The sequence below is a fragment of the Fervidicoccaceae archaeon genome, from assembly GCA_038878695.1.
Taxonomy (GTDB): Archaea; Thermoproteota; Thermoprotei_A; order Sulfolobales; family Fervidicoccaceae; genus JAVZVD01.
Window position 1 is genome coordinate 229,028 of the sequence record JAVZVD010000001.1, and the last position, 22,620, is coordinate 251,647.

Annotated in this window: 21 protein-coding genes; 8 read left to right on the forward strand and 13 right to left on the reverse strand. The window is 55.1% G+C overall.

Features of this window, described 5'->3' with window-relative positions; genetic code table 11:
• The first annotated feature begins 63 nt into the window (after positions 1 to 63).
• Positions 64 to 1,515 (forward strand): RtcB family protein, encoded by a 1,452-nt coding sequence (locus tag QXU97_01340; GenBank protein ID MEM4035249.1) that lies wholly within the window; start codon positions 64 to 66, stop codon positions 1,513 to 1,515.
• On the opposite strand, the gene QXU97_01345 is transcribed toward QXU97_01340, so the two are convergent.
• The 3 genes from QXU97_01345 to QXU97_01355 all read right to left on the reverse strand — a co-directional run bounded on the left by QXU97_01345 (position 1,502) and on the right by QXU97_01355 (position 5,435).
• On the reverse strand, positions 1,502 to 3,007 hold the full coding sequence (locus QXU97_01345) for a type II secretion system F family protein (GenBank protein MEM4035250.1): 1,506 nt from the start codon (positions 3,005 to 3,007) through the stop codon (positions 1,502 to 1,504). The two genes, QXU97_01340 and QXU97_01345, sit on opposite strands and share 14 nt — an antisense overlap.
• On the reverse strand, positions 2,985 to 4,616 hold the full coding sequence (locus QXU97_01350) for an ATPase, T2SS/T4P/T4SS family (protein ID MEM4035251.1): 1,632 nt from the start codon (positions 4,614 to 4,616) through the stop codon (positions 2,985 to 2,987). The genes QXU97_01345 and QXU97_01350 overlap by 23 nt, the downstream gene beginning before the upstream one ends.
• A 390-nt stretch (positions 4,617 to 5,006) precedes the next feature.
• Positions 5,007 to 5,435, reverse strand: coding sequence for a hypothetical protein (locus QXU97_01355; protein MEM4035252.1), 429 nt, complete (start codon positions 5,433 to 5,435; stop codon positions 5,007 to 5,009).
• A 37-nt stretch (positions 5,436 to 5,472) separates the two neighbouring features.
• Between QXU97_01355 and QXU97_01360 the strand changes: the two genes are divergently transcribed.
• Positions 5,473 to 6,033, forward strand: coding sequence for a class II aldolase/adducin family protein (locus QXU97_01360; protein ID MEM4035253.1), 561 nt, complete (start codon positions 5,473 to 5,475; stop codon positions 6,031 to 6,033).
• 2 nt (positions 6,034 to 6,035) lie between these two features.
• Positions 6,036 to 6,989, forward strand: coding sequence for a deoxyhypusine synthase (locus tag QXU97_01365; protein MEM4035254.1), 954 nt, complete (start codon positions 6,036 to 6,038; stop codon positions 6,987 to 6,989).
• A gap of 14 nt (positions 6,990 to 7,003) precedes the next feature.
• Here the strand turns inward: QXU97_01365 and ahcY are convergent, their stop codons facing one another.
• Positions 7,004 to 8,245: an adenosylhomocysteinase gene (gene ahcY, locus QXU97_01370; protein MEM4035255.1), complete on the reverse strand. Its 1,242-nt coding sequence runs from the start codon at positions 8,243 to 8,245 to the stop codon at positions 7,004 to 7,006.
• Between the two features lie 290 nt (positions 8,246 to 8,535).
• Complete coding sequence (locus tag QXU97_01375; protein MEM4035256.1) at positions 8,536 to 9,309, reverse strand: DUF72 domain-containing protein; 774 nt, start codon at positions 9,307 to 9,309, stop codon at positions 8,536 to 8,538.
• A gap of 145 nt (positions 9,310 to 9,454) precedes the next feature.
• Here QXU97_01375 and QXU97_01380 point away from each other — a divergent pair, with 145 nt between their 5' ends.
• The 4 genes from QXU97_01380 (at position 9,455) to QXU97_01395 (ending at position 12,437) form a co-directional block, all read left to right on the forward strand.
• Entirely contained in the window at positions 9,455 to 9,868 is a 414-nt protein-coding gene (locus tag QXU97_01380; protein ID MEM4035257.1) for a hypothetical protein, read from the forward strand.
• A 112-nt stretch (positions 9,869 to 9,980) separates the two neighbouring features.
• The gene (locus QXU97_01385; GenBank protein ID MEM4035258.1) at positions 9,981 to 10,400 is read left to right on the forward strand and encodes a hypothetical protein; all 420 of its coding nucleotides are present in this window, start codon (positions 9,981 to 9,983) and stop codon (positions 10,398 to 10,400) included.
• Entirely contained in the window at positions 10,387 to 12,063 is a 1,677-nt protein-coding gene (locus QXU97_01390; GenBank protein ID MEM4035259.1) for a DEAD/DEAH box helicase, read from the forward strand. Before QXU97_01385 ends, QXU97_01390 begins: the two co-directional genes overlap by 14 nt.
• Before the next feature lie 41 nt (positions 12,064 to 12,104).
• Entirely contained in the window at positions 12,105 to 12,437 is a 333-nt protein-coding gene (locus tag QXU97_01395; protein MEM4035260.1) for a hypothetical protein, read from the forward strand.
• A gap of 236 nt (positions 12,438 to 12,673) precedes the next feature.
• On the opposite strand, the gene QXU97_01400 is transcribed toward QXU97_01395, so the two are convergent.
• Together QXU97_01400 and albA are read right to left on the reverse strand one after the other, a co-directional pair.
• Entirely contained in the window at positions 12,674 to 13,093 is a 420-nt protein-coding gene (locus tag QXU97_01400; GenBank protein ID MEM4035261.1) for a hypothetical protein, read from the reverse strand.
• Between the two features lie 81 nt (positions 13,094 to 13,174).
• Entirely contained in the window at positions 13,175 to 13,618 is a 444-nt protein-coding gene (gene albA, locus QXU97_01405; GenBank protein MEM4035262.1) for a DNA-binding protein Alba, read from the reverse strand.
• A 42-nt stretch (positions 13,619 to 13,660) separates the two neighbouring features.
• Between albA and rgy the strand changes: the two genes are divergently transcribed.
• Positions 13,661 to 17,407 carry a reverse gyrase gene (gene rgy, locus QXU97_01410; GenBank protein ID MEM4035263.1) on the forward strand — a complete coding sequence of 1,249 codons (3,747 nt, stop codon included), beginning with the start codon at positions 13,661 to 13,663 and terminating at the stop codon, positions 17,405 to 17,407.
• Between the two features lie 3 nt (positions 17,408 to 17,410).
• Here the strand turns inward: rgy and QXU97_01415 are convergent, their stop codons facing one another.
• The 6 genes from QXU97_01415 to QXU97_01440 form a co-directional block, all read right to left on the reverse strand.
• Positions 17,411 to 17,692 carry a hypothetical protein gene (locus QXU97_01415; GenBank protein MEM4035264.1) on the reverse strand — a complete coding sequence of 94 codons (282 nt, stop codon included), beginning with the start codon at positions 17,690 to 17,692 and terminating at the stop codon, positions 17,411 to 17,413.
• 716 nt (positions 17,693 to 18,408) lie between these two features.
• Entirely contained in the window at positions 18,409 to 18,642 is a 234-nt protein-coding gene (locus QXU97_01420) for a hypothetical protein (protein MEM4035265.1), read from the reverse strand.
• Positions 18,635 to 18,871: a hypothetical protein gene (locus QXU97_01425; protein ID MEM4035266.1), complete on the reverse strand. Its 237-nt coding sequence runs from the start codon at positions 18,869 to 18,871 to the stop codon at positions 18,635 to 18,637. Before QXU97_01425 ends, QXU97_01420 begins: the two co-directional genes overlap by 8 nt.
• The gene (locus QXU97_01430; GenBank protein ID MEM4035267.1) at positions 18,868 to 19,389 is read right to left on the reverse strand and encodes an HIT domain-containing protein; all 522 of its coding nucleotides are present in this window, start codon (positions 19,387 to 19,389) and stop codon (positions 18,868 to 18,870) included. The genes QXU97_01425 and QXU97_01430 overlap by 4 nt, the downstream gene beginning before the upstream one ends.
• A gap of 123 nt (positions 19,390 to 19,512) precedes the next feature.
• Positions 19,513 to 21,210 (reverse strand): DUF87 domain-containing protein, encoded by a 1,698-nt coding sequence (locus tag QXU97_01435; protein MEM4035268.1) that lies wholly within the window; start codon positions 21,208 to 21,210, stop codon positions 19,513 to 19,515.
• The gene (locus QXU97_01440) at positions 21,207 to 22,613 is read right to left on the reverse strand and encodes a hypothetical protein (protein ID MEM4035269.1); all 1,407 of its coding nucleotides are present in this window, start codon (positions 22,611 to 22,613) and stop codon (positions 21,207 to 21,209) included. The genes QXU97_01435 and QXU97_01440 overlap by 4 nt, the downstream gene beginning before the upstream one ends.
• Positions 22,614 to 22,620: the final 7 nt, after the last annotated feature.

The window sequence follows — 22,620 nt, forward strand, 5'->3', positions numbered from 1 at the left end:
CTGTCCACCAAGCGGAGGGTTTTTTCGCGTCCGCGTCTTCAGATTAAGGCGGTGAAACGCAGATTGCAGACCCCTCCCTTGAAGAGAGTCGGAGAATACGAGTGGGTGATCGATAAGACGTACAAGAAGTGCATGCACGTCTCGGCGGTGATCTACGCCGATGAGCATCTATTGGAGAAGATGAAGACGGACTTGACCCTCGAGCAGGCTGCAAACGTGGCGTGTCTCAATGGTATAGTCGGGGCGAGCTACGTGATGCCCGACGGCCATCAGGGCTACGGCTTCCCCATAGGTGGAGTCGCCGGTATGAACGTCGACGAGGGAGGAGTAGTGAGCCCGGGAGGCGTGGGCTACGACATAAACTGTGGGGTCAGGCTTCTCAGGACCAACTTGGATCTCGAGGATGTGAGGCCGAAGTTGAAGCAGTTGATCGACCTGCTAACAATTAACGTACCGAGCGGGCTGGGCAGCGAGGGGAAGATAAGCGTAAGCACAGCTGAGCTTGACAAGGTTCTCGAGTTGGGAGTCGAGTGGGCAGTCCAGCGGGGATACGGGCGAGTTGAAGATCCGGAGCACGTCGAGGAGAGAGGCTCGTGGACTATCGCGGATGCCAGCAAGGTCAGCCCCACCGCTAAGGCTAGAGGTAGAACCCAGTTGGGCAGCCTCGGGAGCGGCAATCACTTCCTAGAAGTCCAAGTTGTCGACAAGATCTTCGATGAGAAGATAGCCAAACACATAGGGATCGACCACGTAGGACAAGTCGTTGTGATGATACATACTGGGAGCAGGGGGCTGGGCCACCAAGTCGCTAGCGATTATCTACAGATCATGGAGAGAGCGATGAGGAGGTACGGGGTGAGCCCGCCCGATCGCGAGCTCGCCAGCGTGCCGTTCGCCTCCAATGAGGGACAAGACTACATGAAGGCCATGGCGGCGGCCGCGAACTTCGCTTGGGCTAACAGGCAGCTCATAACGCACTGGGTAAGGGAAAGCTTCAAGCAGGTGTTCGGTCAAAGCGACGACGTGTTAGGCCTGGAAATAATCTACGACGTCGCCCACAACATAGCGAAGCTCGAAGAGCACGTCCACGATGGGAAAAGGACGAAGCTCGTCGTGCACAGGAAGGGCGCAACGAGAGCTTTCCCACCAGGTCATCCAGACGTGCCGAAGGATCACAGATCCGTGGGTCAGGTCGTGCTCATCCCGGGCAGCATGGGCACGGCTAGCTACGTGTTGGTGGGAGTGGAGCAGGGCGCAAGGACTTGGTACACTGCTCCCCACGGGGCGGGGAGATGGATGAGTAGAGAGGGTGCGGTGAGGAAATATAGAGCGGACGAGCTTCTGAGGGAGCTCGCCGAACAGGGCATATATGTCAGAGCAGCGTCAATGAGAGTGCTAGCTGAGGAGGCTCCGGGAGCCTACAAAGACGTCGACCGCGTGGCCCACGTCGCCGATCGCGCAGGAATAGCGAAGCTCGTTGCCAGAATGAGGCCTCTCGGTATCACGAAGGGTTGAGCCGGAGGAGGGCCGCGAGGAGAATCAACGCGAGCCCGCTCCTCGCGGTGGAGAGCGACGTGTAGTCTACAGCGCTCGATACGACGAGGTTAACAGCGGCACCCAAGCTCACAAAGCACAACGCTATATTGGGCGCGAAGCTCTGAGAGAGCCCGGCCCCGACGGCGAGCCCCCCCTCTATTTGAGGGAAAAGCGCGACGTAGGCGTAAAGTCTCATAGCGAAAACTAAAAGTACTGCCGGAATTATCAGAGCCGACGCTTGAAGGAGCAGGCTGCTCGATCTGAACCTCCGTTCGAGCAGCACCACATCGTGGAGAGAGAAGTACACGAGTTCCAGGAAGCCTGGGTAGGCCGCTCCGAACTCCTCGAGCGACTCCACAACGTGTTTCACGAAGACCGAAGTCTGTCTGCGCACTCGCGAGGAGGCGGCGAGCTCGCAAATCGCTGCGATGCCCGCTCTCTCGATGGCATCTTGGTAGCTCAATCCAGCCTTCACTCCCTCTTTTACCGCGCTGAGAGCTTGGAGAACGCGCTGCTCAAGGCGCATCGCTCTCTCACTCTCTACGAGGAGAGGAATCCCGCACAGTAAGAGCGGTACGCCGGCCGAGATGGCGATCGTCGCGGAGCTCGCCCCAGAGCGCATCAGGCTGAGCGCGAGAACAAGTGAGAAAAGCGCACCTAGCGCTGACGGCAAGAGAAGAGACCCATCGTGTAATGATAGAGACGCCGGCCTGGAGGTGTTTATCGAGATAATCAAAGAGAGCTCGGCTATCATCACCGAGAGCGTTACCAAATTGACCGCGCGCGCAAAGAGGTGCGCGTCGACCAACACGGCCGCTATACTCAGTGTGATAATCGCAACTCCCAACACGAGCGCTACCTCGATGGCTCCGAGGCAAAGGCCCCAGAACCTCCTCCACCTCTCCCTAAATTCGTCCATTAGTTCTCTTAAGTAATTCTCAAGATACTCTGGCACTCTACCACTCGTCGTTCCCACAATGAGAAGGCCTCGGAGAAACTCTTTGTAGTGCTCCGAGGAGCTCTCCTTCTCTAGTACGCTCAGCGCCTCATCCCAAGACTTTCCTAAAGACCGAAGCACGGCGAACTTCTTACACTCGACTCGGAAGGCACGGAAGCCTCCTGAGCGCTCGACGCGAAACACTTCATCGACGCTTCCGCAGCTCGAAGTGATAACGAGCGCGTGAACTACAATGAAGGGGAGCTCTTGCGTTAATTGCGAATAGTGCTCTAATTTTCTGAGTATAGCGTAGATAGCGCCCGGGAGCCCAGCTAAGCTAGCGCCAATGAGGAGCGTGGCAACGAAGGCTCTCGCTTGAATCGATAGCGGAGCGGCCACGAAGATGAGAGGAGCTAGACCTAGCGTCGCGAGGTCCGTGGCGAGCGCCCTCGGATACAGCTCGCGAGCCAGCGGGAAAAGAGGCTCCAAAAGCCTTCTCCACGGCCTCGACTCAGCTCGAATCAGCGAGAGCACTTCGGGCAAGAGCACGCGACCTCCTGGTGAGCTCGTAAAAGCCCCTCAGGTACTCCCTAAGCTCTAGTCCGCCCACGCCGCGCTTGGATAGGCTCGAGAGAAGCTCCGTCCTGACATTAAGCTCCTCCACCAAGTCAGACTCGCTCAGATCCTCCAACGAAGCGTACAGCCTCAGTCTCGAGCTCTTAGCTACAACCTCGGCAGCAGTCGTGGGCTCGAAAGAATCGCTCTCGCGCTTCCATGAGAAGAGCTCACGAAGTGAGAACCCCTCGGGCCCTTCGGGGAGAACCTCGACTACTCTGACGATGCGCCTCCCCTTCGATTCGAGCGACCGGACCTCAGCGAAGGCCCAGATGAGACTGATGAAAGAAGGTCCTAAGGATATAGGCTCGCTCATAAGCCTAAAGATGGCTGAGTTGACGTCGTTTGCGTGGAACGTGCAATTGTGAGAGACCACGGACTCGACGACGTACGTTCGAGGTCCCGGCACTTCAATATCGTACGCGAAACCCCTCCTCTTCTCTATCTCGACGTCTTCTATGACGTCTAACCAAGGCTTATTCTCTGGAGTCAACTCGACTCTCAGGAGCTCATCGCCTCTCCTCAGCTCCTCGGCTCTTCTGAAGCGCAACACCTTCCCGTCCGAGCTCAACAATACGTGGTCAGGCGAAGCCCTCAACGTAGCGCCACCAGAGGTTCTAAGCTTGATCCATACATTACATCGAGTCCTTACGAGTGCTCTAATCTCAGCCCAGAGAACCCCCCTTCTTCTGGGGCAGTGTGCCAAGATCCTCAAGCCTTTCGGCGACAAAGCCCCCCTCGCGACCTTATCGAAGAGCTCGTCGATTCGGATGCGCCTCTCGCCTTCACCTGCGCGAATAACTACAGAATGTCCCTCGGAGACGCACAAAGAGCCGTGACCCGTAGCAGCTGCCTGAGCGAGTACTCTCGCCTCCTCGCCTCTCACTTCTCCTATGACGAGATGCTCGGCTCTTCTCCTCAAAGCGAACTTGGTCATAGCTACGAGGTCCAGCTCTTTAGCCTCGCCGCCAGGGTGATAGGAACTCCGCACGACTAAGGGGTCCCAGTTCTCTAAGAATAGACGCAACTCCGGGGTGTCCTCGATTGTCACCACGCGCCTATCGCTTGGCAACATATTGAGAAGGGCCTGTAGCAACGTCGTCTTGCCCGCCGCCATTCCTCCAATGATCATCAAAAAGCCTCGCAACTCCGCGAGTAGCCAGAGATAGCTGGCCATCAACGGCGAGAGCATGCCGCTTGCGATGAGCTGAGCTAAGCTCGGGGGCTCGGCCCCTCTCCTGATAACGAAGCTCGTGCCTTTCCTGGAGACGTCGCTCCCCAACGCGATAGCCACTCGGTGCCCTTCGCGCGTCACGCCCTCTGCTATGGGCGTAGCCGGTGACAAAGGCTTCCCGATCATCCTAGCTAGCTGCTTTGCTAGGAGCGACGCCGAGAGCTCATCGAGGATCACGTTGGACTTGAGCCAGCCATCAATGTGTTTGTGGAAAACAGACAAAGCTTCATTGGGTCCGTCGAGAGCGACGTCTTCAACTAGACGGTCAGCGAGGATTGGATAGAGAGGCCCCAAGCCGGACGATATTCTCTCTACGTAGTACGCTTCATTCGGTGTTAATTGAACAGAAGACGCCTCTCCTAGAGAGCGCTTTAAGATGGTTGAGAGCACTCGCTCGATGTTTTCCGCTGGGGGTTCATCGAGACAGTAAATGATCGAATTGTCTAACTCGAGGATTCTTACCGCGGGTTTCCCGAGAAGAGGTAAATCGTACGCATATACCGACTTCCCTTTCATTGAGCAGTTCACAGGCTCAACAAGGAATCTCGCCGGGAGGTAGGGTTTGGGCAGAGCCGCGCTATGGTTACGGATCGAGAACAGGCGTGAGAGCGAACCGGAAAGAAAATTTCGAAGTGGTCGAGGGCTCCGAAGCGCCGCGCGCATCTCTCATCTTTCTCGCCGTCTTTAAGTCACGATCACGGGCTTAGAGATCAGTGCTTGCCCTCGGCTCGTGAAGTGGACTATAGCATACGTATTTGTGCCGAGCTGACCGGATAGGTTCGCCGTCGTTATGTTGGCGTATCTAGACCCTGGCTCTAATGTCATGCCGTCTAGATTTATCAAGGCTAGCAAGGCACCTCCTCGTAGTATCTCGATCTTGTTGAGGTTCACAGGAGCGTTACCATAATTCGTGACCTCGTAGTAAAACGTAGCATTGCTCTGAGTCGAGCTGATAACCGAGATGCTAAGAACGACGGAGTCCTCGCTGGTGTAGACCTTCATGATGTGGTTGAAGTATTGATACAACATCACGCCTCCCAACATGGTGGCCGAGAGCAGTATCACTGTGGCAACAAGCGGCGAAAGTGCGCGCCACGAGCCTCTATAACTCATATTCCCCGTTCCTCGAAAAGGAGACGGCGCTTAAAAAATGAGCGAGTGCTCGCGCATTATCGAGGAGGTCTTAGAGGTTTCGCGGTTGCTCGTGGATCTTGGTCTCAACACGCTGAGAAGTGGCAACGTCAGCGGACGTTGCGGTGACTTCATCGTCCTGACCCCCACTTCTCGCTGGAAGCATACATTGACTCCGCGGGACTTGGTCTTCTACGACATGAAGAGAGGGATTTATATAGGAGCGCTGGACCCGACGATCGAACACATGATGCACGTGCTCTCTTATCGTAAGAAGAGCGACCTCGGAGGGGTAGCGCACGCGCATAATCCTCTGGCCACATCGCTCTTAGAAACTAGGTCTCCTGAGGGGGAATTCGAAGAGGAGCGAGCTCTGCGTTTGTGTGAGAGCTCCCCAGCTCCTCCAGGTAGCAGAGAGCTCGCCGAGGGCGTAAGCTCACTCGCCGACCAGTGCGACATTGTGCTATTGCCGGGCCACGGGCTCGTGTCCTTTGGCCGTTCACCGCTAGATGCCGCGGAGCGGCTCATAGCTTTGGAGGCACTGGCCAAGAGGATCGCGATCATCGGGAGGAGGAAATAGCATTGCCCGAAGCTCCGAGTGTGGCCTCGATCGAGAGGGTGGAAGACGTGTTGCCGACGCGCGAGCTGTTAGAGGCGGCGAGCGCTCTCGTTGAATACTATGAGCGGATTCATGGCTTCACGGCAGGAAGCGTGGCGCGAGCTAGTCGCGTGCTGAGATCGGCCAGAGAGAAGTGCGATCTCCGCGTGTTAAGCTTCACCGGGAACATCGTGGCGTCCGGGCTCAGAGGACTGCTCGCCTGGCTACTCGAGGAAGAGCACTTTAATCTGGTCGTGACCACGTGCGGCGCAATCGATCACGACATAGCCAAATCCGAGGGGGGAGTCTACATCAAAGGGCACTTCTTCGCCGATGATTATGAGCTGGAGAAGCTAGGAATTCACAGACTCGGCAATATATTCATCCCGCGAGATAGCTATGGACCTTTAGTCGAGAGGTTCGTCAAGAGATTGATGAACGACGTCGCTGAGAGGGCTCGAAAGATATCGGGTCACGAGCTACTATGGGAGGCTGGCTCTAGGATAAACGATAAAGCGTCGATATTGAGAGCGGCTAGGTCTCGGAAAATCCCCATCGTTGTTCCGGGCTTCTACGATGGGTCCTTCGGCACAAACGTCTACATCTACTCCAAGGCGCTCGGCGTAGACGTGGATCTGCGGGCAGATCAGGAGATGTTGAGTGAGAGGTTCTTCGGTGTGAAGGAATGCGTCGCGGCTCTCGTGGTGGGCGGTGGAATAAGTAAGCACCACGTCCTCTGGTGGAGCCAGTTCTCCGGTGGGCTAGACTATGCGGTGTACGTGACCACGGCAGTAGAATATGACGGCAGCCTAAGCGGCGCCCTCCCGAGAGAGGCCGTGACTTGGAGTAAGATCAAATCTACGGCCGAGTACGCGGTAGTCCACGGGGACGCCACAGTGATATTGCCCATGCTCGCGTCAACTTTCCTGCGGCCTTGAGGTGTGAGGAGCCCTCAGAGCCTCCACGACCTCAGGTACTCTCGTTGCTTCTCGGTCAGGCTATCGATCTCTATCCCCATCGATCTCAATTTCTCTCGCGCGATCTCTTCGTCTATCTCCCTCGGTATAGAGTAGATCCTGGGCTCGTGTTTCTCGCTCCAGAGCTTGAGCAACGCCAGCAGCTGATTTGAGAAGCTCATGTCCATTACTTCGCTGGGATGACCCTCGGCCGCAACCAAATTGACGAGCCTCCCCTGGGCCAGAACAATGAGCTTGCGCCCATCTTCGAGTATGTACTCGGTGACATGCTCTCGCGGGCATCTTTTCGCAACTGCTCTCCTCTCTAACTCTTTCACGTCTATCTCCACGTCAAAGTGTCCGCTGTTAGCTAGTATCGCGCCATCTTTCATTAGCTTCATCTCTTCCCACGTTATCACGTCAATAGAACCCGTGGCGGTCACGAAGATGTCCCCAATCTCAGCGGCCCTTCTAATCGGCATCACCTCGTAACCGTCCATAACGGCCTCGAGGGCTCTCACGGGATCCACCTCAGTCACCACGACTCTTGCCCCCATGCCCCTGGCCCTGGAGGCTATTCCGCGCCCAACCCAACCGTAGCCGCAGACCACTACGATTTTGCCAGCTAGCAAAACGTTGGTGGCCCTCAGTATGCCATCGACGGTGCTCTGCCCCGTCCCGTACCTATTATCGAACATCTGCTTCGTTAGGGCATTATTAACCGCGTATACGGGGTACGCGAGCTTCCCCTCGCGCTCCAGGGCGCGGAGCCTCAATACCCCGGTGGTGGTCTCCTCTGTACCTCCTCGGATCTTCGCCGCGACGTCGAGCCTCTCTGAGTGCAGAAGGGCGTGGAGGTCCCCCCCGTCATCGACTACAAGGTTGGGCCCCGCGTCCGCCAAGAGCCCTAGCGCCAGCTTGTACTCTTCGAGCGTTTCCCCTCTCTTAGCGAAGACTACGACCCCCTCTTTGTCTAGCGCTGCAGCCACCTCGTTTTGCGTCGAGAGGGGGTTACTGGCAGCCAAGAACACTCTGGCTCCTAAGCTCTTCAGACTCAAGGCCAACACGGCGGTCTCCTTAGTCACGTGGAGACACGCTGAGACCACGGCCCCATCGAGGGGCTTGCCGGGAGCGAGCTTCCGGGTCAAGCTCGTGAGGACCGGCATTTTTCTCGCGGCCCACTCCACTTGGAGTCTTCCACGCTCGGCCAGGACCTCGTCCTTAATCCAAGACCTCAAGGACCTCTCCTCCCCGAAGTACCGCAACGCAGGTTAATTATTTTTAGTTTTTTACTCTAATACATCAAAAATTTGCTCTATTTCTTTAAATTTATCTTCTCTGCTCTTCTCAACGGTAGCCGAGGCCCGAGGGGAGAGCTCCCCCCATGCCCCCGCACATGTTCCCTCGAACAGCAGGAGCTTGTAGCACGCATAGCAGAGCCTGAATTTAATTCCTTCGGCTTTAGAAGGTCGGCAGTCCGAGACTGGGGTGTACCTGTGGCATAGATCGCACCTTTGCCAATATATCGTCAAGCTTCCCCCTCCTCCAGGAGTCTTCTCAGAGCAACCGCGTCGTCTAACATGTAGATGTTATTGAAGAGGACATAAACGCGCTCGCATTTCTCAGATGCCTCAAGCACTAACTTCTTCAACCTATAGAGGTCTTCTTTCGCATATTTGTATTTGTAATTCACCTCGGACCCTCCGAGACCGTGGAGCCTTGTGTACGCCAAACCTCTCTCTAGGGTCTGGCTGTGCCAGTGGTGTCTGAGCACATCAGTCACCACCACGACGCCTTTCTTAGATAGCTCATTGAGGAGCGAGTGCTCGGCGCGCCAAGGTCCCCTAGGCTCCCAAGCTATCGCCGTCTCTCGAGCAAGTCCTAGGACCTCTTCGAAGAAGAGCCGCGCCCACTCCTTCGCCTCGTCGGTCAGCGGCATAGAAGGTGGCGTCTGAAATACCACGACCTCGGCACCCACCCTTGCTGCCTGCTCTAGCGTCAATTGGGCGGCGTGCAGGTTCTCCCTAGTGGGTCTGAGCCAACCGTAAGCATCGAGTCGTCCAGGCGGGCGCGCTCGCAGCCTCCTCCACGTTGGTGACGAGCTGGGGTGCGTGATGGTCTGCCAGGCTTTCCACGTGAGGATCAAGCCCCTCTCTCTCAGAGAGGAGAGGGCGCGGAGCCTCTTCTCGCTCACAAGATCGTAGAAACTCTCCTGCACCTCGATTACATCCACGAGCTCTACTAGCTTATCGACTCTGGTGGGGAAACCGCAGACGCCAACTTTAACTTTCGAGAAAACCAAGCGACACACCCGCGTCGGCTTCCCGGCGAACGAGAGAGCAGCTCTAATCCCTCTCGAGCGGGGAGCCAACATAAGTACTTTTTAATATTTGAACTTAGCATCTGATGGAGGAGAAGAAGGAAGCTAAAATAGGATGGTGAAAAGAATGCGCGTAACTAATATATTGAAGGTAGACCCTAAGGGTCGGATTACAATCCCGCTTGTGCTGAGAGAAGCCCTGGGCATACAAGAGGGCAGGCTCCTGCTCGCAATAGCCGACACCGAAAAGAAGGAGCTCGTGATAACGCCGCTGGTGCCATCGGAGAAGCAGATCTACGAGATAAAGGTAGAACTAAGCGATAAGCCGGGAGCGCTGGCCGACCTCAGCGAGAGGTTACGCGAGATGAAGCTGGACCAGATCCTGACTAGGTGCGCTGTGATCAGGCGAGGCGAGGTCGCGGAGTGCATCTTCGTTGTCGAGCCTCTGGAGACGCCAAGTGTAGACGTCGAAGCGGTCAAGAAGGAGCTCGAGGCGCTGGAAACGGTCTACTTCATCACGATTAAGCCCCTGGGGAAGTGAGTCTCGTGAGGGGGGAGAGCCGGAGAGGGGCCTCAACCCGAATGAATGCCGAGGCTTCGCAGGGAACAGAAAACGTGTCCTGAGCCGACGTCTCGTGACATTATCGAGGTCGATGGAGATATTGACAAGTTCTCGAGGCCTCTACGCGAAGGACTGCCTTCGGCTTCCGCGAGAAATTGAGAAGTGGAATGAAGAGACCCTGGCCGCTCTCTCAGAGTGCGAGCTCATGTTGGCGACGCGCCTTCTGATCGGAGATCTCGCTAAGGGCCGCGGAGCCGCTTTCGCGATCGCTCTGAGTGAGAGCGGAGAGCTCTGTGCCGTAAAGGCTTCGTTAGCGCGCGTCGCCGATGAGAATGAGCCCTGGGAGAGGATAACCGAGCTATTGGGAGACTGCATGGATATAAGAATATTGAGGGGGCGCGGTAAGGTTTGGGTGATCTGCGAGGATCGAGAGCTGGATCTCGAGGAGGCGTTGAGCGAAGTCTCCGGCTACGAGGATCCAGCGGTGCTTTGCTACCATGAGTGGGAATAACTCGAGGGAGCGACTCCCCTCGGTTAGGTTCAGGGTGCGCGGTTGGATCGACGACGAGACCTTCGGGGAGCTCCTCAAGTTTAGCGACTACTTAGGTCGAGACGGAGATGAAATAAGATTTGTTTTGAATCACGCGAAAGCAGAAAAAAATAATTATGATCTTAGAGAAATAATATTATTTTTGAAGAATCTCGGAGATAGGGTCGATGAGAGAGCTCTGAGGTACCTTGAGGAATACGAGGAGAAGAGCCGCTCCGTTGAACTTGAGCTGGAAGGCTCAAAGGTGCTCGTGAGGCCTCGCGTTTTCCTGGGAGAATACGCGAAACAGCTTCAGGGATTGCTCAAATACGATAGAGCGAGAAAGGTCTTCTGGGCTAGCCTCGGGGCCCTCCCCATTTTGCGGGAGAAACTCGAGTCGTTGGGCTTAAGCGTGGTCGATAAAATAGGTCTCCCTGAGGCCCAACCTCTTCCCAACAAGCTCTCCTTCAAAGGTCAGCTGAGAGATTATCAGAAGGAGGCTCTCGAGGCTTGGCGCTCGAGCGGGTATCGAGGCATAATCGCTCTGCCCACCGGAGCCGGGAAGACCCTCGTGGCGATCGCGGCTATGGCTATGCTATCAGAGCGGACCCTGGTGGTGGTCTACACGAAAGAGCAGTTATGGCAGTGGATCGAGAAGATACTAGAGCTCACAGACGCACCTAAGGCCTTCGTGGCTGGGTTCTACGGCGAGGAGAAGAGGCTAGCCCCGATAACCGTCTCAACTTATCAAACCGCCTTCAGGAACGTGGAGGACCTCGGGCTCAGGTTCAGTTTTCTAGTCGTCGATGAAGTGCATCACCTGCCGGCCGAGAAGTTCAAGACAATAGCTCTGAACATGTACTCTCCAAGAAGAATGGGCTTGAGCGCCACAGTGGTCAGAGAAGATGGTAAGCACGTCGAGCTATTCCCCTTGATGGGTGGGGTGATCTATCACAAAGGGGCTCAAGAGCTAGCTCAGTGGGGCTACCTCGCCCCCTACGTAACCAAGCTCATTAGGGTTGATCTGACGAAGGAGGAGCGGGAGAAGTTCGAGAACCTTAAGAGGGCATATAGGGCTCTCGTTGGCGAGATTCCCTTTAAGGAGCTAGTGACGCGAGCTCAGCGCGGAGACCCCATCGCGTCAAGAGCGCTAAAGATACATAGCGAAATGCTGCAGCTAGTTCAACGCTCGAGGGCGAAGCTCGAGGCGCTAACGAAGATAGTAAACGAAGAACTTAGCAGAGGCTCAAAGATACTCGTCTTCACGCAATATGTCGATCAGGCCGAGGAACTCGGCAGGATGCTCAACGCCTGCGTACTAACCGGCGAGATGGATCAGAAGACGAGAAGGAAGGTCTTAGATGAGTTCAAATCCGCTCCCAGCGGAGTATTGGTCCTGACCTCTGTCGGCGACGAGGGTCTCGACATACCGGATGTCGACGTCGGCATAATAGTAGCGGGGACAGGCAGTCGAAGGCAGTTTATACAGAGGCTCGGGAGACTGCTGAGGCCCAAGCCGGGCAAGATCGCCAGGCTCTACGAAATAGTGACTCGAGGCACGGGCGAGGAGTCCCAAGCCAGGAGAAGGAAAAGAGCCCTCTTAGATGAGGTCTTAGAGGGAGCCCCCGATCGCGGAGTCGATTAGTATTTAATATTCTAGCGCCGGAGCCCACGATGGTGCAGCGTTTGGAGGAGAGTAGCAAGAAAGTGGCCGTTTTCGAGGGTACGGCTAGGGTTGGCGAGATAGCCCGAGGATTCATGCATATTCAGCTTAGGCCGGAGGATTTGACGAGCCCCTTATCCTTCCAGATGGCCCTCAGCAGGATCTACGAGACCCTGATCAGGACGCTACAGGAAGGACCTAAGAAGACGTTCGTAGCCGAGGTCAGATTCACTGACTCAATAGGTCAGAACGTCTCATTCGCCGTCGATCTAGGCACAACACCTCCGCCATTCCAGAGCGAACGCGTGAAAGCCAAAATCATAGTTGAGCTCTACGAGGAGAATCGAGAGTCCTAACTAGTCTTATATATAAATAATATTGTAGCATATCATTTAAAACTTCTGTAAAACTTCTTATCAAAATATTATCGGTGTCCAGAGGAATAAGATAGCCTAGCTTGATGATGCGCCTACATATGTTCCTAGACACTCTGCGCGTGAAACCAAACTTCGCGGATACCTCCTCGACCAAAGAATCGAAGCTCAGGATTTCCCCAGCATGACGTAACGATAGAAAGTAGAAAACCAAGAGTTCACGCTTCTTCGGCCATCTCCTCAACTCCCTTGCCCCCGCTCTGCACGCCGCAGATGAGCCTCTTAATTTCTCGACAGAGGCTCCTGGGGGCGAATCCCATCTTCAGAAGCTCAAGGAGAACACCTAAGTTCTCCTCTTTTAACACTATGGTTTCAGCCCAGGCATCTCTCTCGATCACGTAATAACGATCGCCCAGCTCCCCTCTGGCTGGGTCTTCGCACAGAATACTACCGCTTCCAATTACGAAGAACGCCTTGGTTGCGAGAGACCCCTTGACGAAAAATGACGCGAGAACTGTCGTCGGTTCGCACAACAGCAACATTCTCCGACAGATGTCACGTCTACTCAGACACGGGGGGAGGTTGCCGGTTCGGAGCAACGAGATATCGTAGATCACGGAGCCTTTCTTGAGCCTCAAATCGTGGAAATTTCCTCCCGCAGTATCTCAAGGAGATTTTATTTCAAAAACTACAAACCGTTTCTGAGAAGCCGATCCTCGTTATTTTGCAAGCTTCAACGTTATCTCAATGGTGGAAACTCTGCTGGTCCTGTCCTGTCCCTGGATCGTTTGACTCCCGATCTTTATGTCCTTCACTTGGACCTTCTCGACGAGCAGCTTGTTTCTAATTATTTCGACCGTGTCGACCGCCTTTCCAATGGCTCTTCCTCTCGCCTTGATGACGACCTCGTCGACTCCCTGGTTTAGGAGGGCTAGCACAGCCATGACGTAGTTCATCACAGGCTTTTTACCGACGAGGATTACATTGCTAGGCGTCGCTCCTATGGCCATTCCCGGACACCTTTTCCTGTTGCAGCCGCAAGCCCCTCTATACGCCGTAGAAGAGCTTAAAAATTTAGAGGTGCCGCGGCACGCTTGGCGATTCGTGGTGAAGCGAAGAGCCCCCTCCTTTATATTGTCAACCCCCCAGTGCAGCCCTCTCATCGGGTTTCCAGCGCCACGAGCATTGGAGAGGACGAGCTTTCTATGGGTACCGAGATCCGCGCCGTCTATTACGCTGCTTGTCCGAGTTGTGGAGGGCCTGCCTCCTCGGTTAGGCTCGAACGAGGCTTGCCCTGTTCCTCTTGCCTCCCCGACTCGAGCAAACTTGATGAAATTACGATACAGAACTCTAATCGAAGACATATGTATGGAGAAATTGCTAAGAGAGCTTCATCGCGGGCCGCGCGCGGCTACTTCGCTTATTTATCTTCCATCTACTCGGAGGTGGAGGTTCTCGAGCGGATGTTCTCCGAGGTGGTGGGTCACCGCTTTTGGGATCTCCAGAGATCTTGGTGCGTACGCCTGCTACTCGGCGAGAGCTTCGCCATGGTGGCTCCCACCGGAGTGGGCAAGAGTACATTGCTCTTAGTGTACGCGCTCTACGCCGCTTCTCAAGGGAAAAAAGTCTACATCGTTGTCCCAACAGATAACTTACTCTTTCAAACCGCGGAAAGGCTAGACTTCATGAGAGAGAGGCTCGGCACGAATGTGAGAATCTTATGCTATAATAGTAGGAACAGTAAAGCCAAGAAGGAGAAGACGCTGGAGGGGCTCCTCCTCGGCGAGTACGACGTATTTCTGTCCACGTCCGCCTTCCTCTCGCGTCATTTCGAGAAGATTAGGTCGCTCAGATTCGATGTGGTGCTAGTCGACGACGTCGACTCCATCCTTAAGAAGAGCGTCAACATAGAGAGGGTGCTGCTTCTCATAGGCTTCGATGAGAAAGACATTGAGAACGCCGAGGCTATAATCAGAGCTAAGCGCGAGCTGGCCTTGGCTAGGGCATCGATCGACCAAAGCAGAGCCGAGAGGCTGGCCGAAGAGGTCGAGAGGCTCAGGCTCAATCTAAGCGAGGCCCTGGCCTCGAAGAGAGTAGGCCAACTCGTGATAGCTAGCGCCACGGGCAGGCAGAGCGGCCTCAAGCCGTTGCTCTTTCGCGAGCTCTTAGGGTTCGAAGTGGGAGGCTTACACGACTATATGAGAAATGTCATTGATGCATTTGAACTCTGCGACGAGGAGGAGCTCCCCGCTCTCGTGGCAGAGCTCGTGAGCATATTGGGACCTGGTGGTCTAATCTTCGTGCCCAAAGACCGAGGGGTCGCGAAGGCCAAAGAGATCGCGGAGAAGCTACGGCGACTCGGCTTGCGCGCAGAGGTGGCGTTGCGCGGGAGAAGGGCCCTCCGCGCAATGGCTCTGGGAGAGCTCGACGTACTCGTCGGCGTCTCGAGTTACTACGGAACTCTGGTCCGCGGTATAGACCTCCCGGATAAGATAAAGTACGCGATCTTCGCGGGTATCCCCAGAAATAGACTCCCATTAGAGAGAGCTCTGCTAAGCCCCAAGAGACTACTACAGGTCCTGGCACACCTGGAACCCGAAACGTTGCGCGAAAGAGAAGTAGCCTCGCTCCGTTCGATCGTGGAGAGGCTCTCCCATGGCGAGTTGACCGCACTGAAGATCGCTCTCGAGAAGCACTCTCTCGATCAATTGAGGGGGGATCTGGCCGAGCTCGGGAGCAGGATCCTCGAGCTCGTCGGCAGAGTCGTTGAGGACGCGAGAAGGAAGCTCTGCGGGGCTCCGAAGCCCAGAATGCTAGTCGGCTCGAGTTATATTGAGTGTCTCGAGGGAGGGTCTTTATACCTCGTGGTCCCTGACGTCTTCACCTATCTCCAAGCTAGCGGCAGGACTAGCAGGCTCCTCAATGATAAGATGACTCGCGGCCTCTCTGTAGTCCTAGAAACGTCTCGAGAGGCCGTAGAATCGCTACAGGCCAAGGCCTCTGCGTATCTGCGAGGCTTCAGACTCATCCCGCTTAGCACTCTCGACCTGCAAGCCGTGAGGGAAGAGCTCGAGGGGTCGAGGAAAGGAGAACTCTACAAGGTGAAACCGGCGAAGTCATTGCTTTTTATAGTAGAATCTCCTACTAAGGCGAGAACGATTGCGAGCTTCTTCGGTAGACCGTCTCGGAGAAGATTCCTAGACGTCGTAGTCAACGAAATAGCTATGATAGATCCGAATACCAAGGACGCCTATTTGGCTCTCATTGTGGCCACGAGAGGGCACATCTTCGATCTCGCTATTGACGACGTGGGTTACCACGGCACTCTCCTAGTGGGGGGAGACGTCGTCCCAATCTACGCTCCCATAACCAAGTGTCGGAGTTGCGGCGAAGTCTTCAGCTCCATCTCGAAGCGCTGCCCTAAGTGCGGCGAGGCGAATAGGTTGAAGAGCTCAATGGACGTAGTCGAGGCCTTGCGAAGATTAAGCATGGAAGTGGAGACGGTCATCATAGCTACTGATCCGGACGCGGAGGGCGAGAAGATAGCCTGGGACGTCAGTTTGATGCTGCGCGCGCTGGCCCCGCGCATTTTGCGCGCCGAATTTCATGAAGTCACGTTGGAGGCGGTGCTGAGAGCGTTGAAGAACCCGAGAGAGATAGATCGGGGGAGAGTAGCGGCTCAAGTCGTGCGCCGGGTCAGCGATCGCTGGATCGGCTTCTCTTTATCGAAGAAGCTGTGGGAGAAGTTTGGTCGACGATGGCTCGGCGCGGGCAGAGTTCAGGGACCGGTCCTCGGATGGATAGTCGATCGGTACGACAGATGGAAACGCGAGAAAGGGTACCGGGTCATCGTTAAGTTAGAACATAACTTAAAACTCAACTTATTCGTCGCAAACGCTAACGAGGCACGAGACCTGAGAGAGAGATTGTTGAGCACTAGGAAAGTCCGTATTTGGAGGCGATCCTCCGAAATACGAGAGCTAACGCCTCCACCACCGTTTACCACAGACGAACTAATCTCCGAGGCCAACAGGCTGCTCGGCTTCGCGGCGCCTCTGACCATGAGGTTGGCCCAGGAGCTATTCGAAGCAGGTCTCATAACATACCATAGGACCGACAGCACTAGAGTCTCGAGCGATGGTTTGCGAGTCGCCCAGGAGTACTTCGAGAAGAGGAATCTGCGATCGCTCTACGCGCCGAGGAGCTGGGATGGCGCGAAGGGAGCCCACGAGGCGATCAGACCTACCACGCCCTTGGCCCCCGATGAGGTGGAGAGGGGTCTATTGAGCGGAGCGCTCAGAGCTTACGTACCCATCACCGAGAAGCACCTAAAACTCTACGGCTTGGTCTTCAGAAGATTCATGGCCAGTCAAGCTAAGCGGGCGGTGGCCAAGTTCGATGAGGTAGAATTCGAGTTAGCCGGGAAGAGGGTCGAGGCCGAGCTGCTCGAGGAGATCTTAGAAGCAGGATTCTTGGCATTGCTTGGGGAAGAGCCCCGCCCCAGCGTCAAGAAACTCCTTGAGAGGGGCGAGGCCGACGTTGTAAGCGTCGAGCTCCACCGCGGCTCAGCTGTGCCGCTATATACTCAAGGCGAGATCGTCACTATGATGAGAGAGCGAGGAATTGGTAGGCCTAGCACCTATGTCACCACTCTGGAGAATCTCGCTAGGCACGGCTACGTAGTTGTGTCTAAGGTGCGCAAGGCCCTGGTACCAACTAAATTAGGCATCGAGATATACTCCTTTCTCTCGTCCAATTATCCCACGCTCGTAAGTGAGGAGACGACCAGGCGACTGGAAGAGGAGATAAACTCCCTCGAGAGGGGGGAGCTAGAGCTCAGGGGAACTCTCTCGGGTCTTTTGCGCGAGTTGGAGCTGCTGGGCCTCTACGTCATGGAGCCTGAGCGTATAGGAGTTTGCGGCGAGGAGCTGAGAAGAGAGCTTTTAGCTTAGGAGTTAAGCTAGCTTCAGCGATATCTCTATGTACGAGACTTTCCTTTTTCCAGACTTCTCGCTTCCTATAGATACTCCTACTAACTTCAAACCATCTCCCAATCTTTCTTTTATTTCATTATAAATATCTATGGCTTTGCTTATATTTTCGCCTCTTCCTTTAATTATTACTACCTCGTCCTCTCCCGCTTCCCTCAGCATTACGATGGCTCTCAGGGCATAGGCGTTCGGGTCCTCGCCCCCAACGAAGATCGTTCGACTTCTCGAGCGCTCTGAGCCGGACATCAATAGTGATCACGCTCTTACCTTCTTCGAGTGGACCTCCTAGGAGCAAGCGCGAGTCAGCCGAAATAAGTGTTTAGCACTCGGCGGGGCCTCTAACGGTTCTCTTCTTATATGTGTCAACAAGAGGTAAAATTCCCTTGGGCAATGAAGAGAACGCCGCAACCGATAGGTGAGGAGGGCCTGTGTTTCTGAGCCTCGCATTAGGTGCTCAGTAAATGAAGGCTCGAAGGTGCCGAGCAAGAATATTCTGCGTTGCCGAAGACAGCGTTAAAGCCTCTAAAATAGGTATAGCTATGAGCAAAGAAGGCTTCAAGGTAAATTATTTCAGAGAAGGAAAATACGAGGTCATCGAGGCCAGCGGCCCTTGCGGCTTCTTAAGTAAAACGAAGGAGCTGGGAGAGTGTCTAGTCTTAAGCGGATTCCTCGAGGGCATGTGTCGGAGTGACCGAAAAGGCGAATTGGTAGAGGTACTAGAATCGACCGGCCCGAGCGGCGTCCCTGTGCTTTTAGAGAGACGAGGGAGCATTCTACGGGTTAGGCCCTTTAATAGAAGCCTCGTCAATGGAGCGAGAATATTGACCTTAAAGCGGGATCGCGCGGGAGCAGCTCTATTGTCCGGGAGAATTTTCGCGCTCGAGCGCGAAATGCTTCTAGAGGCAGACAAAATTATGCGGGAAATTCTCAGAGAGGTCTGCTCTGAGTGATCACGCGCCTGCTCAGAGCCTCTTGGTCTCAACGCGCTCGCGGCTCTTCTCGAGATCCGCGATAGTCTTCTGGATCTGCCTCTCGACGCATGAGACGTCGGGGGCCTCCAGCATAACTATCTTGAAGAACTTGGCAGCGCATTTGGCCGAGTGAAAATGAAGCCTTAAGCCCCCTCGCATTATGATGACGCCTTGCCCCTCCGAGAAGGCGCGCCCGCAGACCACGCAGCGTTTAGCGTCACTCAAGAGAGCTCGCCTCTTCACCGAATAGCCTGGAGAGGATCTCTCTAGCTTTCTTCTCCGCGAGCTCTTTATTGGGAGCCCCCACGTCTATCACGATACCGCTGCGAGCATGTTTGAATCTGAACCTCTTCGTGGAACCAATCAACCTCTCTTCCACCAACGAGAGCTCCTCCTCGCCCCCTGTCTTCTTTAAGTAATCTATTATCGACGGCTTTGACTTCTCGCCGCTCAAGCGCGTCGCTCTCTCTCTAGAATGATTTTAAGAGCCGCACTCAGCTTTTCGTAGACCTTCTCGAGACTCTCGGATATCACCTTGGTGTCGAAAAGAACAGGCATGAAGTTCGTATCTCCTCTCCATCTAGGAACTATGTGGACGTGAACGTGGTCTTCTAGGCCCGCCCCCGAGTCCCTTCCTATATTGATCCCCACGTTGAAGGCATCGGGCGAGAACGCCTCCCCGAGAGCTAACAGACCCAATCTGATTGTCGTGAAGAGATCCAGAGCCTCCTCGTTCTCGAGGTCTACGAGGCTTGCGACGTGCCTATAGGGGGCCACCATGATATGACCTGCGTTATAGGGGTAAAGGTTCAACATTAGGAGGCTCCTCTTTCCTCGATAGACGACTAAGTTCTCGTGGTCCTTCGATAGCGGGGCTTGGGCTGCCTCGCAGATGAAGCACCTAGCTCTCAGGCTCTCACTATTGATCCTCTTCAGGTACTCGCTTCGCCAAGGGGCCCATAATCTATCCATGTAATGCTCCTCCCCTTCGTCCGATGCCCGCTCTCGTGAGCGACGAGCTCTTGTGCGCAGGCTTAATGTGGATTCGAGCCCTGCATTAATAGCTCTAATCGCTGCGCGATTTTCGTTGCTCTCTCACCTCGCCGCGCGTGGGTCCAGGCGAAGAGGGGGCTCGGGATCGACCTCTACGAGGCTCAGTGTAGAGGAGTCGGGCAGTTTAATCACGATTTGACCTACCCCTAATGCCTGGAGAATCGACGCGAGCTCCCCCTTCCGGCCCCCCAAAAGCCTCTCCAACGTCTCGGCATAGACGGAGTCACTTGAGCCAAAAGCCACGATTGTTCCGAAGTTAGCGAGAATCTCGTTGGGCAGATCAATTAGGCTCTGCGTTGAGAGGATAAGCCCCGTACCAAAGCCGCGGCTCTCCTTGACCAGCCTCTTGGTGAAGTACAACGTTGACTCGCTCAGCCTCCAGGCCTCATCGATTATTAAGAGCCTCCTCAGAGTTGAGGAGGGTCCAATGGAATACATGAGGTCTAGATATGTGCTCAGGATAGCGGCTATAATGGCGAATCTCCCTTCGTCGGTCAAGTTTTCTAAGAGCAGAGCAGACCAGCGCTCGCCCAACGAATCTTTTATCGATACCGAGCCGCTCTCTGGCGGATCGACGTAAACGAGGCGTATTCCGAGATCCCTTTCCAAGCTCTCAACGGTCTGGAGGCTCCGGTCGAGCTTCTTAGTCGAGTCAAGCGACAGTCGCCTCCACCTCTGTCCCTCGAGGACTCGCTCCAATGCTGCCAAAGCCACCTCGGCGGCTTTCGGTTCGAGCCTCGTAGAATAAGAGAATCTGTACCTCTTGTAGCCTTTCGCTAGAAGCTTATCGGTATCTCCCTTTGGATCTATCAATGTTACATCTACGAGATTCCTGGCGTATAGTCTATTAGCCACAGTCGCTAGGAAAGTCGTCTTGCCCTTGCCAGTCGGTCCCACGACCAGTACGTGTCTCGAACCGTATTTGCTCAAGTCAAGGAGAAAGGGGATTCTCGTGCCCACTCTATAGCCGACCAGCACTCCTCTCGGGCTCAGACTTTCTCTCTCGAACGGAGGTAACGCGAGCGACGACGCAGACTCAACGACTCCTCCTACGGAAGTCTTCACCCTTGGGGCGCTCAAGAGAAGCGACTCCAACATGGGGGACAGGGCTCTCCGCTCCAAGATCTTGGCCCTGGCGCCGAGCGCTATCGTGAGGGCTCTCGAAAGCTGCTGCGCTTCTCCACGCAACGCGTCAATTACGCTCTTCTTGTCCTGACCTCGCGTCCGGACGACGACGTAGAATCTTAGCCACCCGAGCCTCTCGCCGTTCCTAAGCCTCTCGTACATTCTTTTCAAAGCTCGTTCCCTCTCTCTTAACTTCTCGTCGTCCTGCTGCGAGCTCAGCACGGCTCTCAGCGAGCTGAGCTCCCTCTCGACTCGGCTGGCTAATTCGAGCGGATCCACTCCTTTTCGAGCGACCCTTAGTTCGACCTCCGTTGATGCGTTAGAGAGAATCTTCCCTAGCACCAAAGCTCTATTGAAGAAGGCATCAGGAGTCCTGGCCTCCTCTACGAAGCTCTCGTCGAGGCCTATGACAGCGAAGCCAATGTAGCCTCTGCCCCCTCTCAGCTCAGCAACGACGAACTTACCATCGACAAGCTCAATGCGTCGCGCGCGCCCGCTCACGAAGTTCTCAGCGCTTAGCAGGCCTACGCGGAGCGTGCGCGCGTACATGTAGGCTATCAGGGGGGACGCAAAGAGCGTCAAAATCAGCGGCATCCACGGAGACACAAACGTCACCAGACCACCATGGGAAGCCTCTCTCTAGCGCCCCCAATGAGGTAAGCGATCGCTCCAGCCGCGGAGCTTAACAGTGCGACGTAGACCGCTGGCATGACTACGAGAGATAAGATCAACGAGGCCGCTAGTCTGGTCAGGTCGGTCGATGGAGAGAAGCCTATGGAGTCCACGAAACGCCTTTCGGAGGTCATGGGCGTTTTGAGCGGCCCGCACTCGATAACCTCGGCTCGCACGAAGACCGTAGAGTTCCCCGGGATCCCGACCTTCTTAACTAGCCCCTCTAATTGGGCCCACTCAAAGCTTGCCTCCTCGACCTCGACGCCTGCTCCAAGCGCCTGCACTTCAACGTTGCAAGAACTGGGGTAGCGCACTTCCAAGTAGCCCGAGCCGCCGTGTGCCTCCACCTCCACCTCGAGAGATCGCTCGTTGGTGCTCAACACACGAACTCCCACGTTGGAGCTCCTATAAATCGCAGTGAGCGGCTCAAGCTCCCTGAGGAGGTAGAGCGATCTGGTCTCGAGCACGATGCTAGCTTGGGGCATATACTTAGTCGTTGGACGGTAATGCAACGATGGAACTACGGGATCGGGCTCGAGAGGAGTGATCTTCCCCATGTAATCTAACAGTAACGTATAGGGGCCGATCGAGGGTAGTCCGCGATCCGGGAAGCCCGCCAAGATTACCCCATTCGCGTCGCCCAGATACGAGAGAACTTCGCTGCCGTTGAGTATTCCTCTCACCATAGGGTAAGAGACAGCGTATCCCAGAGCGTCCTTCACTTCTATGGCTCCATACTCGATCGCTTCGTTCGGAGCCCTGGGTAGAGTAGCCGGATTCGCGAAATGATCAACGAAGCTTGGCATCAAGGGGAGCCCAACGAAGAAAGCTATTGAGAAGCCCAGCATGTAGGAGCCTGCTGTCTTCGTCAGCCTAAAGGGCACGCTCATTAGCAAGAGGCCGAGCAAGAATAACTTAACGAAGGACCCCTTGATCACAACGCCGAGCGCTATTATCGTGTAGATTGTGAGAAGAGCGTAATTGACAGCTCTGCTCAGAGGATCCAAGAGGACTTGGGCGAACTGACCTCCCAAAACTTTCGATGCGGCAGCTGTGAGGAAGAGGACCTGTAGCTTCCAGCCGAGCAACAGGGCGGATCTCTCGAGAACCCACACCGAGAAGTTCGCCCAATCCGCCCCGAGCAGACGTTGCAGGCGCGCAACTCCATAGAGAATGGTGCTTGAGCCTACCACTAGAATGAAAGCGAACAACGCATCTTTAATTAGTGCTGGGCCCCACCTCTTGAGGCCTGGCAGAGGTATTGGTAGCGTTAGTACGAGTACCCCGAGAGCGTAGGTCAACAGCGCTAGCGCCGATGCCAGCAGCAACAGCTCTCCGTCACTCAATCAAAGC